Annotated in this window: 1 protein-coding gene; it reads left to right on the plus strand. The window is 44.4% G+C overall.

All coding sequences use genetic code 11. The features are described 5' to 3' along the window. On the plus strand, nucleotides 1-205 hold a 205-nt coding region (locus tag CWC17_RS19470; protein WP_212750657.1), incomplete at its 5' end, for a hypothetical protein. Nucleotides 206-259 lie beyond the last annotated feature (54 nt).

The following is a 259-nucleotide window of genomic DNA, read 5'->3' on the forward strand; positions in this document are numbered from 1 at the left end:
ATGTCGTGGTGCCGATAGCAGTGGAGAGTCACTAACAGATGCTGCCTATCATCGCTTAATGTGTTGGATAACCAAAACACGGTTCACAAAGAGGTGCTGCGCTAAGGAGACGCTACGCTTTAGAGAAGAGCATGCTGAATATTACTTTTCTTATATTTGGAGCCTTACGATGTCGTGGTGCCCACAGCGATGGAGAGACACATAGCAAAGTACACTTAATGTTTTTTAATGGTATTCAATGGGCACTGAAGTGGTCAGT

Origin of the sequence: Pseudoalteromonas sp. S3785 (assembly GCF_005887365.1) — a bacterium.
In the GTDB taxonomy this organism is placed as follows: Bacteria; Pseudomonadota; Gammaproteobacteria; order Enterobacterales; family Alteromonadaceae; genus Pseudoalteromonas.